The organism is Streptomyces sp. ATLC9 (genome assembly GCF_057196705.1).
Genome location: NZ_JBXUOY010000205.1, coordinates 1 through 9,613, shown reverse-complemented (window position 1 = coordinate 9,613; position 9,613 = coordinate 1). Strand labels below are relative to the sequence as shown.

Below are 9,613 nucleotides of genomic sequence, written 5' to 3'. Positions count from 1 at the left end.
CGGCGGCCCAGCCCGGCAGGGCCGCACGGGCCGCCGCCACGGCCGCGTCGACGTCCTCGGCGGTGCCCGCCGGAACGGTGCCGATGATCTCCTCGGTGGCCGGATCGACGACCTCGATCGTCTCCGTGCCCGCGGCGGGGCGCCACTGTCCGTCGATGTACATGCCGTTGTGTGCCTGCATGACCCCAAACTAGCGGCGCTAGTTTGGGGTGTCAGCAGGACGGCGCATGCCGTGGATCACACGGGGGACCCGGCGGCGGCCGGGGAGGCCGGCCCGGACCCCTGAGCGGCGTCCCCGGCGGGCGCCACCCGGACCGGGAACCCGTTGAGCACGGCGGTCCCCGACAGCGGGTCCAGCAGCCGTCCGTCCAGGAGCTGGTTGACGTTGGCCCCGGGCTCGGCGGAGGCCACCGGTGTCCGGGTGCCGGGCCGGTCGTGCCCCCAGCCGTGCGGCAGGCTGACGACCCCCCGGGCCACCTCCTCGGTCACCTCCACCGGCGCCCTGACCGTGCCCCCGTCGCCGGTGATCTCGGCGGGGGAGCCGTCGGCCAGGCCGAGCCGGGCGGCGTCGGCGGGGTGGACGTGGAGGGCGCAGCGGTTGCTGCCGCCCCTCAGGCCGGGGACGTTGTGCATCCAGCTGTTGTTGGAGCGCAGATGGCGGCGGCCGACCAGTACCAGGGCCCCGGGCTCTCCCTGACGGCCCGCCAGGAAGCGGCGCAGCCGGGGGATGTCGGCGGCGATCGGCTCCGGGCACAGCTCGACCGCGCCGGAGGGGGTGCGCAGCACCTCGGGCAGCCGGGGGCGCAGCGGGCCCAGATCGATGCCGTGTGGGTGCGCCAGCAGCTTCGCCAGGGTGAGGCCGCCGGGGTCGGCGCCGAAGCCGTCGCCGTAGGGGCCGAGCCTCAGCATCACCTCCAGCCGCCGCTCGGGGCCGCTCTCCCCGCTCAGCAGGCGGGTCAGCTCTCCGGTGTCCCGGCCGTGGACGGGGGAGAGCGGGTCGGCGACGGCGGCGGCCAGGGTGTGCTCGACGGCCATGGCGTCGACCGACTCCGGGTCGGCCTCCGGCGCGCCGGAGGCGCACAGCACCAGGCGGGCCAGGATCCCGCTCTCGCTCAACTCCCCCTCGCCCGGGGGGATCACGGGGCGGGTGTAGCGCACCTGGTTGCGGACGGCCAGCGCGTTGAAGCTGAAGTCGAAGTGCGGGCTGCGGGCGGGCGGGGGCGGCGGCAGCACCACATGGGCGTGGCGGGAGGTCTCGTTGAGGTAAGGGTCGACGCTGACCATGAAGTCCAGCCCGGCCAGAGCCCTGTCCAGCCGGGCGCCGTCGGGGGCGGAGAGCACGGGGTTGCCGGCGACGCAGACCAGGGCCCGCACCCGCCCCTCGCCCGGGGTGTCGATCTCCTCGGCCAGCGCGGCGGCCGGGAACTCCCCCTTGACCTCCGGGTGTCCGCCGATCCGGCTGTGCCTGCGGCCGGTGGCGAAGCCCCGGCCCGGTGCGGGCGGACGGGGGGCCCGGGCGGTGGCCGACAGCGGGAACATCGCGCCGCCGGGCCGGTCGAGGTTGCCGGTCAGCGCGTTCAGGACGTCCACCAGCCAGCTCGCCGTGGTGCCGAACTCCACGGTGGTGCTGCCGATACGGCCGTAGACGGCGGCGCGCTCGGCGGCCGCGAGCTCACGGGCGAGGGAGCGGATGACCTCCGGCTCGACGCCGCAGGCGCCAAAGACGGCCTCGGGGGTGAAGTCCGCGGCGAGGCGGGCCACCTCCTCCACGCCGTCGAGGTGCTCCCCGGCCTCACCGGTGTCGACCAGGTCCTCGGCGAAGAGGACCTGGACCATCGCCATCAGCAACAGGGCGTCGCCGCCGGGCCGCACGGCCACGTGCCGGCCGGCCAGGCGCGCGGTGCGGGTGCGTCGGGGGTCGACGACGGTGAGGGTGCCGCCGCGCCGCCGCAGGGCCTTCAGCCGGCCGGGGAAGTCGGGGGCGGTGCACAGACTGCCGTTCGACTCAAGCGGGTTGGCGCCGACGATCAGCAGGTGGTCGGTGCGGTCCAGGTCGGGGACGGGGATGGCCAGGGGGTCGCCGTAGAGCAGCCCGCTGGAGGCGTGCTTGGGCATCTGGTCGAGAGTGGAGGCGGTGAAGACGTTGGGGGTGCGCAGCGCCTTGATCAGCAGGGGCGGGTAGAGGGCGCCGGCGACGGTGTGGACGTTGGGGTTGCCCAGGAAGACGGCGACGGCCCGGGGGTCGCCGCCGGCCAGGACATCACCCAGCCCCTCGGCGACCGCCTCGAACGCCTCCTGCCAGCTCACCTCGCGCAGCTCGCCGCCGCGGCGGACCAGGGGACGGGTGAGGCGGTGGGGGTCGGCGTCCAGCTCGCCGAGGAGCGCTCCCTTGGGGCAGACGAAGCCCCGGCTGAAGACGTCGTCGCGGTCGCCGCGGGCCGCGGTGATCCGCTCCCGCCCGCCGCCGTCCGGGGCGATGGTGACGACCAGGCCGCAGGTGGCCTCGCACAGCGGGCAGATCCGCAGGGCGGTGCGGGAGCCGGTTTCCGCGGCCGGGCCGGCCCCCTCGTTCGGCTGTGTGGTGGCACTCTCCGGCATCGGTCCCCCTGGTGAGCGGTGTCCGGGTGGGCGGTGCGGTCCGGCGGCAACATACCGACCGGCCGGTAAGCGAACCCTAGCCCGATCGGCCCCCGGCCGCCCAGGGGCGGGAGCCAAAACGGCGGCACACCCGTCCAGGACTCGCCGTTGACGTGCGGACCTCTGCATTCCTATGGTTGACAACAGGAAACCCTGAGCACCTGGAGCGTTGCGATGAGTGTCACCACAAGCGGTTTCGAGCAGGCGCGCAGGACCGCGGAGGGGCTGGCGTACTCCTCCGGCTTCGGCAACGAACACGCCTGCGAAGCCGTTCCGGGAGCGCTTCCCGCCGGCCGCAACTCCCCCCAGCGCGCACCCCTGGGGCTCTACGCGGAGCAGCTCAGCGGCACCGCCTTCACCGAGCCGCGCGCCCACAACCGCCGCTCGTGGCTGTACCGCATCCGCCCCTCGGCCGCCCACCCCCGCTTCGTCCGCGCCGACGGCGGATCCCTGCGCGGCGCCCCCTTCACCGAGACCGAGCCCGACCCCAACCGGCTGCGCTGGGACCCGCTGCCCGACCCCGCCCCCGGCACCGACTTCCTGGACGGGCTGTGGACCCTGGGCGGCAACGGCGACGCCGCCCGGCGCGAGGGCGTGGCCATCCACCTGTACGCCGCCGACGCCCCCATGGAGCGCCGGGTGTTCAGCTCCGCGGACGGCGAGCTGCTGATCGTGCCCGAGCGCGGCGGCCTGCTGCTGCGTACCGAGTTCGGTCTGCTGCGCGCCGAGCCGGGCCACATCGCGCTGATCCCCCGCGGGGTCCGCTTCCGCGTCGAGCCGCTGGACGCGGTGGTACGCGGCTACGTCTGCGAGAACATGGGCCGCCCCTTCGTCCTGCCCGACCTCGGCCCCATCGGCGCCAACGGCCTGGCCAATCCCCGTGACTTCCTCGCCCCCACCGCCGCGTACGAGGACGTGGAGGGCCCGGTGGAGGTGGTCAGCAAGTTCTGCGGCGGTCTGTGGACGGCCACCTACGACCACTCCCCGCTGGACGTCGTCGCCTGGCACGGCAACCTGACGCCCTACGTCTACGACCTGCGCCGCTTCAACGTGATCGGCAGCATCAGCTACGACCACCCCGACCCGTCGATCTTCACCGTCCTCACCTCGCCGTCGGACACCCCGGGCCTGGCGGGCGTGGACTTCGTGGTCTTCGCCCCGCGCTGGCTGGTCGGCGAGGACACCTTCCGGCCGCCGTACTTCCACCGCAACGTGATGAGCGAGTACATGGGCCTGATCGAGGGCGCCTACGACGCCAAGACCGCCGGCCCCGGCGGCTTCGTCCCCGGCGGCGGCTCCCTGCACAACATGATGTCCGCCCACGGCCCGGACCGCGAGACGTTCGACCGGGCCAGTGCCGCCGAACTGGTCCCGCAGAAGGTGGACGACGGACTGGCCTTCATGTTCGAGACCCGCTGGCCGGTGACACTGACCGCCCAGGCGCGCGACGCCGGGCACCTCCAGAGCGGCTACGACGACGTGTGGCAGGGCCTGGAGCGCCACTTCCGGGACTGAGGGGCCCTCGTCGGGGGGCGATGGCGCGTACCGTGACCCACGACGCCGCGGCGGTGCGGCGGCGTCGTGACGCCGTGACGCCATGACGTCGTGACACAGCAACCAGCCTGGCCGTCCGGAGGCCGCCGTGACCACCTTCGCTCCCGACTCGCTCGCGCTGAACCGCAAACTGCCGCTGTGGTATCAGGTCTCGCAGTCCCTGCGCGCCTCGATACTCGGCCGCTCCCCCGGCGCGCCCCTGCGCCTGCCCACCGAGGAGCGGCTCGCCGAGCACTACGGCGTCAGCGTGCTGACCATGCGCCAGGCGCTCAAGGAGCTGGAGAACGAGGGGCTGATCTCCCGGCACCGGCGGCGCGGCACCTTCATCGAGCCGAGCGCCCGCAGCGGGTCCCCCGTGCGGCTGCTCGGCTCGGTGGACGCCATCGTGGCCCAGCAGTCGGGCGAGGAGACGGTGCTGCTGGGGCACGGAGCCGGACCGGTCCCCGGCGAGCTGGCCGAGTACTTCCCGGACCTCACCGAGGCGGTGGCCTACCGGCGGCTGCGCCGCGACCGGGAGACGGGCGAGCCGACCAACTGGGCGGAGAACCTCGTCCGCCCCGAACTGGCCGGCCGCATCGATCTGGAGGACCTGGCCCGCTGGCCCATGACGAAGGTGCTGCGCGACGCCGTGGGCGTGCGGATCAGCCGCATCACCGACACCGTCCAGGCGCGGCTGGCCGACCCGGAGACGGCCGAGCTGCTCCAGGTGCCGCTGCTCAGTCCGATCCTGCACTACACCGGCGTCACCTACGACGAGCGCGGCCGGGTGGTGGACGTGGCCCGCATCCACTACCGCGGCGACCGCTTCTCCTTCTCCGTCACCGTGGAGGCGGACTGACCCGCCTTCCGTAGCATGCGTGCGGTGAACCGTACGGGACGGGCAGCAGGAGCGGCGGGGAGGGAAACGGTGGGTGCCGGAACGGGCGGCGGCCGCGGCCAGGACGTTCCGCTGGAGGAGCTGATGCCCTGGTCAGTCCGGACGGTCCGGCCGGGCCGGGGCTGGGTGACGGCGCCGGACGCGGCGTCGCTGCGGTCCCGCTGGGCCGCGCTGCTGCGGGCCTCCGGCGCCGGGCGCGAGGCGCTGTTCGCGCCCACCCGCGCCCGCACCGCCGTCCCCCGGCTGCCCGGTACCGCCGCGGACGCCCCCGCCGTCCGGCTGGACCGGGAGGACGGACCGTGCCCGGAGCCGGTGCGGGTGCTGTGCGGACCGTACGACCGGCAGTGGCTGATTCCGGACCACCGCCTGCTCGACGCCGCCCGGCCCGAGCTGTGGCGCGTCGCCGACGGCCGGCAGATCCTCCTGGTCGAGCCCCCGGCCGGGCCCCGCTCCCCCGTTCCGGAACCGGTCTTCACCGACCTGCTCCCGGTCGGCGCCGCCGCGTCCCGGACCGGCCGCGTGCGTCCCCTGTACCGGCGCCCGGGCGGCCGCGAGCCCAACCTCGCCCCGGGCCTGCCCGGTCTGCTGGCCGGGGTGCTGGGCACTCCGGTGACCGCCGAGGACGTGCTGGCCTGGACGGCCGCGGCGGTGCGGACCGTCCCCGGCGGCCGTGCCGTACCGCTCACCGCGGACCGCGAGGTGTGGGAGGAGGGCGTCGCGCTGGGCCGCGAGGTGCTGCGGGCGCACACCCGCGGCGCCCGCTGCGGCGACGGCGCCCGTCCGCGTCTGCCGGGCGGGCGGCGCCCCTATGTGCGGGCCGCGCTGCCCGAGCACCCGGCCCCGGACGCGCTGCGCCACGACGCGCGGGAGGAGATCCTGTGGGTGGGGAGCGGCCGGATAGCGCCGGTGGCGCGCGGCGCCTGGGAGTTCGAGGCGGGCGGCGTCCGGGTGCTCGCCGACTGGTTCACCCGGCGTACGGCCCCGGCCGCGCCCGGCACGCTGGAGGCGGTGCGCCCGAAGGCCTGGCCTGCCGGGTGGACCTCGGAGCTGCTGGAACTGATCACCGTGCTCACCATCCTCGACGGGCTGCGCGAGGCACGCGCCGAGTTCGCGGAGCGGCGGGGAGAGGGTCCGGTGGTGGGGGTGTCCGCGCTGCGGGAGGCCGGTGTGCTGCCGGCGCCGCCGGGGGCGCGGCGCCCGGCCTCCGTACTGGACCACCGTGAGGAGGGTCCGGAGGGGCAGCTGACGCTGCTGTGAGCAGCCGCTCCCCGCGGCGGGCCGGACGCCGGCCACGGGAGCGGAGTGCCGCAGGGGTGCCGGGAGTACGGGCGGGACCGGGCCGTGGCGCTCGGCCCGTCGCGGGGAGGCCGTCCCTGCCGAGCCCTGGGCCGAAACCTTCATGCCCGGCCCGGGTGCCCGGGTGCGGCCGGGCGCCGTGGCTAGGCGTGGCTCCCGAAGAGGGAGCGCCGCAGCCGCCGCAGCGGCGCGAAGAGGGAGACCCGCGCGCCCCTGCTGCGGGAGCGCATGTGGACCGCGTCACGCGCGGTCAGTTCGCGCACGAGCAAGGTCGCCTCCGCCGTGTCGTCCTGGGAGACGGCGGGCCCCGCCAGCACGCTCAAGTGCCGGTCCAGGCGCGAACCGGTCGCACCGCTCCCGCACTGGATCGCAGGGATCCTCGCCCTGCCGCGTACCGTTATCTGTTCCATGACACTCCCCACCCAAACGAGGGCTCCCGGCCCGGGCAGGGTAACCCTATCTCCCGACCGTGACCCACGGGTATTCCGGCCACTCGATTCACCTTCCCCGCAAGGGGGTTGACGAACACCGTACGAGACAACGGCATCCGGCCGGCCCCATGGCGGGGACGGGGGAGAGGGATGAGCACGGGTGACAGCGGGCGGCTGCTCGCCGACCGCTACCGCCTCAGCGCCGGACCGGGCCGCGGTGAGGTGGGCGTGGTCCGGCAGGGACGCGACGAGGTGCTGGGCCGCGAGGTCGCGGTCAAGGAGGTCCGGGCCGCCGAGGAGCTCTCACCGGCCGAGGTGCGCGCCCTCTGCTCCCGCCTGGAGCGGGAGGCCATGACGGCCGGGCGCATCTCCCACCGCAACGCCATCAGCGTCCACGACGTGGTGATCGAGGACAGCCGTCTGTGGATCGTGATGGAACTGGTGCGGGGGCTGTCGCCGGCCGCCGCGCTGGAGGCCGAGGGGCCGATGTCCCCGGCCGGCGCCGCGCGGATCGGCGCCGGCCGCTCTTCCTCCTCCCCGCCCTCACCCGCGTCCGGTGAGGACGGGGGCGGTGGGGGCGGACGCCGGGACGCGCCGGGCTCCTGGGACGCCGACCGGGGGCCGCGCGGGGTGCTGGCTCCCGTCGCCGGACTGCTGGTCCTGCTGCTGGCCGCCCTCGCCGTGACCGTCGTCCTGCGCTGAGCGTCCGCCGGACTCCCCCGGCGAGACGGCGAAACCTGCGTGCGCGCGGGCCCTCCGTGCCCGATCATGGGGGCCATGTGTGCCGACCGCCCCTCCGCGCCGACCGAGGAGTCGCTGCCCATCCGACTCAACATCGACGACAGCGACTCCCCCTCCGATGTCATCGACGCCCTCTTCCTGGGCCGCTTCACCACCGGCGAGCAGCCGCACGCCCGCAGCCGCTCCCTGGAGCGGGTGCGCAAGGACATGGCACTGCTGCCGCCGGGAGCGGCCGTACTGCGCTCGGCCCGCGACGGCGACCGCGGCGCGACGCTGGCCGAGGGCGACGGCTGGACGGTACTGGTCTCCCGCTGGTCCCGCGGCGCCGACGTGACCGTGACGGCCGTCAGCGAGGAACTGGCGGAGCGGGCGCTGAAGGCCGCGGTGGAGGACGCGGAGGACGAGCCCGAGCCCCGGCCGGACGACGTCACCATGGGTTTCTGGTACAACTCCCCGCGACGCGGACCGTACCGCACCACCCGCCGGATCACCGCCGGAAGCTGGGAGGAGATCCGCGGCAACTACACCGCCCCGGTCGCCGAGGCCATGGACGGGTTGATGAAGACCACCCCGGACGGCATCACCGGCCGGCTGCTGCTGCTCCACGGCCCGCCGGGCACCGGCAAGACCTCCGCCCTGCGGACGCTGGCGCGCTCCTGGCAGGACTGGTGCCAGGTGGACTGCGTGCTCGACCCGGAACGGCTGTTCAACGAGGTCGGCTATCTGATGGACATCGCCATCGGCGAGGACGACGGAGCCCCGGCCCGGCCGGGCCGGGAGCGCTGGCGGCTGCTGCTCCTGGAGGACTGCGACGAGCTGATCCGCGGCGAGGCCAAGCACGCCACCGGACAGGCCCTGTCCCGGCTGCTGAACCTCACCGACGGACTGCTGGGCCAGGGCCGCAACGTCCTGGTCGGCCTGACCACCAACGAGGCCCTGGAGCGGCTGCACCCCGCGGTCGTCCGCCCCGGCCGCTGCCTGGCCCGCATCGAGGTCGGCCCGCTGACGCGCTCCGAGGCCGTGGGCTGGCTCGGCGCCGAGGAGGGCGTCGGACGCGACGGGGCGACCCTGGCCGAGCTGTACGCGCTGCGCCGCGGCTCGGCCCCGGCCTCGGTGCCGCCGCAGCCGGGGCGGTCGGACGAGGGGATGTACCTGTGAGGCCTCCGCGCCGGGCCGCCGGGGAGCGCACGGGGGCGCCCCGGTGGCGGAGCCGATCGGGCGGCAGGCGCGCGGGGAACGGATCAAGTACCTCCACTTCCGCCCTGATGGCGGCCCGGGAGCGGCTGGAAGTCGGCTGATACGTCAGCCCTCCGGGCCGTACTCGGCGGCGACCGCCTCCTCCGCGGCGGAGAGTGCGGCGGTCCGGTCCAGACCCAGACGCCTGGCCCGCCGGGCGTACGACCGGGCCGCCGCCGCGGCCTCGCGGGCAGTGGTGCCCCCGGTGGCGGCGATGAAGCTGCCGTGGCGGCCCCGGGTCTCGATCACCCCGTCGGCCTCCAGCGCGCGGTAGGCCTTGGCCACCGTGTTGGCCGCCAGCCCCAGTTCCCCGGCGAGACCGCGCACGGTGGGCAGCCGGTGGCCGACCGGCAGTTCGCCGCCGCGTGCCTGCTCGGCGATCTGGGTGCGCACCTGCTCGTAGGGGGCGGCGGGGGCGTCCGGGTCGACGGTGATTCTCAGGGGCACGGCACTTCTCCTGCGGCGGGTCGGAACGCCGGATGGCGCTGGGTGCGCGGGATGCGCAAGGTGCGTCGATTGTGCACCAGCGCGTCAGCCGCGCTCCCGGATTCCGCTCTCCGGCGCCCAGCGGTACTCCGGCCGCCCCCTCGTGCCACTGGTGCGGAAGGGCCGGCCGCCGTCGTCGATGCGGAGGGCGCCGCTGCTCCACTCCACCTCGATGCACCGGTCGCAGTCGCACCCTTCCGTCCCTGCCTTCACCGGGTGCGGACGGGCACCTTCGAGGACGCCCCGGTGAAGCGCTTCGAGGAGACGACGCGCACGGCGGTGGACAAGCTGTACCGCTGACCGGGCCGGGCGCCGCCGGTGCGGGTCCCGCTGCCGTCGTACGGCGGGCGGGGCC

The 9,613-nt window shown here is 75.3% G+C and carries 10 protein-coding genes; 5 read left to right on the top strand and 5 right to left on the bottom strand.

The window, feature by feature from the left end; all coding sequences use genetic code 11:
• The coding region (locus AC2CJA_RS19530; protein ID WP_484603990.1) for an aldehyde dehydrogenase family protein at positions 1-181 on the bottom strand (181 nt) is incomplete at its 3' end.
• Positions 182-237: 56 nt separating this feature from the next.
• Positions 238-2,598, bottom strand: coding sequence for a molybdopterin oxidoreductase family protein (locus tag AC2CJA_RS19525; RefSeq protein ID WP_484603989.1), 2,361 nt, complete (start codon positions 2,596-2,598; stop codon positions 238-240).
• Positions 2,599-2,811: 213 nt separating this feature from the next.
• Here AC2CJA_RS19525 and hmgA point away from each other — a divergent pair, with 213 nt between their 5' ends.
• From hmgA to AC2CJA_RS19510, 3 genes are all read left to right on the top strand, one after another.
• Positions 2,812-4,152 carry a homogentisate 1,2-dioxygenase gene (hmgA, locus tag AC2CJA_RS19520; RefSeq protein ID WP_484603988.1) on the top strand — a complete coding sequence of 447 codons (1,341 nt, stop codon included), beginning with the start codon at positions 2,812-2,814 and terminating at the stop codon, positions 4,150-4,152.
• Between the two features lie 127 nt (positions 4,153-4,279).
• Positions 4,280-5,029 (top strand): GntR family transcriptional regulator, encoded by a 750-nt coding sequence (locus AC2CJA_RS19515; protein WP_484603987.1) that lies wholly within the window; start codon positions 4,280-4,282, stop codon positions 5,027-5,029.
• Positions 5,030-5,152: 123 nt separating this feature from the next.
• Entirely contained in the window at positions 5,153-6,325 is a 1,173-nt protein-coding gene (locus AC2CJA_RS19510) for a type ISP restriction/modification enzyme (RefSeq protein WP_484603991.1), read from the top strand.
• A gap of 182 nt (positions 6,326-6,507) precedes the next feature.
• Here AC2CJA_RS19510 and AC2CJA_RS19505 read toward each other — a convergent pair whose 3' ends face one another.
• Positions 6,508-6,774, bottom strand: a complete 267-nt coding sequence (locus AC2CJA_RS19505) for a hypothetical protein (protein ID WP_484603986.1) — start codon at positions 6,772-6,774, stop codon at positions 6,508-6,510.
• Between the two features lie 171 nt (positions 6,775-6,945).
• On the opposite strand from AC2CJA_RS19505, the gene AC2CJA_RS19500 reads away from it, so the two are divergent.
• Complete coding sequence (locus tag AC2CJA_RS19500; RefSeq protein ID WP_484603985.1) at positions 6,946-7,497, top strand: protein kinase domain-containing protein; 552 nt, start codon at positions 6,946-6,948, stop codon at positions 7,495-7,497.
• Between the two features lie 75 nt (positions 7,498-7,572).
• Positions 7,573-8,694 (top strand): DUF5925 domain-containing protein, encoded by a 1,122-nt coding sequence (locus AC2CJA_RS19495; protein ID WP_484603984.1) that lies wholly within the window; start codon positions 7,573-7,575, stop codon positions 8,692-8,694.
• Between the two features lie 144 nt (positions 8,695-8,838).
• On the opposite strand, the gene AC2CJA_RS19490 is transcribed toward AC2CJA_RS19495, so the two are convergent.
• Positions 8,839-9,219, bottom strand: a complete 381-nt coding sequence (locus AC2CJA_RS19490; protein ID WP_484603983.1) for a GntR family transcriptional regulator — start codon at positions 9,217-9,219, stop codon at positions 8,839-8,841.
• Between the two features lie 84 nt (positions 9,220-9,303).
• Complete coding sequence (locus tag AC2CJA_RS19485; protein WP_484603982.1) at positions 9,304-9,471, bottom strand: hypothetical protein; 168 nt, start codon at positions 9,469-9,471, stop codon at positions 9,304-9,306.
• Between the last annotated feature and the right edge of the window lie 142 nt (positions 9,472-9,613).

What these genes read in the sequence shown, in the direction of transcription:
- AC2CJA_RS19525 (WP_484603989.1), bottom strand. Translation starts at nt 2,598, where the DNA reads ATGCCGGAGAGTGCCACCACACAGCCGAACGAGGGGGCCGGCCCGGCC.
- hmgA (WP_484603988.1), top strand. Translation starts at nt 2,812, where the DNA reads ATGAGTGTCACCACAAGCGGTTTCGAGCAGGCGCGCAGGACCGCGGAG.
- AC2CJA_RS19510 (WP_484603991.1), top strand. Translation starts at nt 5,153, where the DNA reads ATGCCCTGGTCAGTCCGGACGGTCCGGCCGGGCCGGGGCTGGGTGACG.
- AC2CJA_RS19505 (WP_484603986.1), bottom strand. Translation starts at nt 6,774, where the DNA reads ATGGAACAGATAACGGTACGCGGCAGGGCGAGGATCCCTGCGATCCAG.
- AC2CJA_RS19500 (WP_484603985.1), top strand. Translation starts at nt 6,946, where the DNA reads ATGAGCACGGGTGACAGCGGGCGGCTGCTCGCCGACCGCTACCGCCTC.
- AC2CJA_RS19495 (WP_484603984.1), top strand. Translation starts at nt 7,573, where the DNA reads ATGTGTGCCGACCGCCCCTCCGCGCCGACCGAGGAGTCGCTGCCCATC.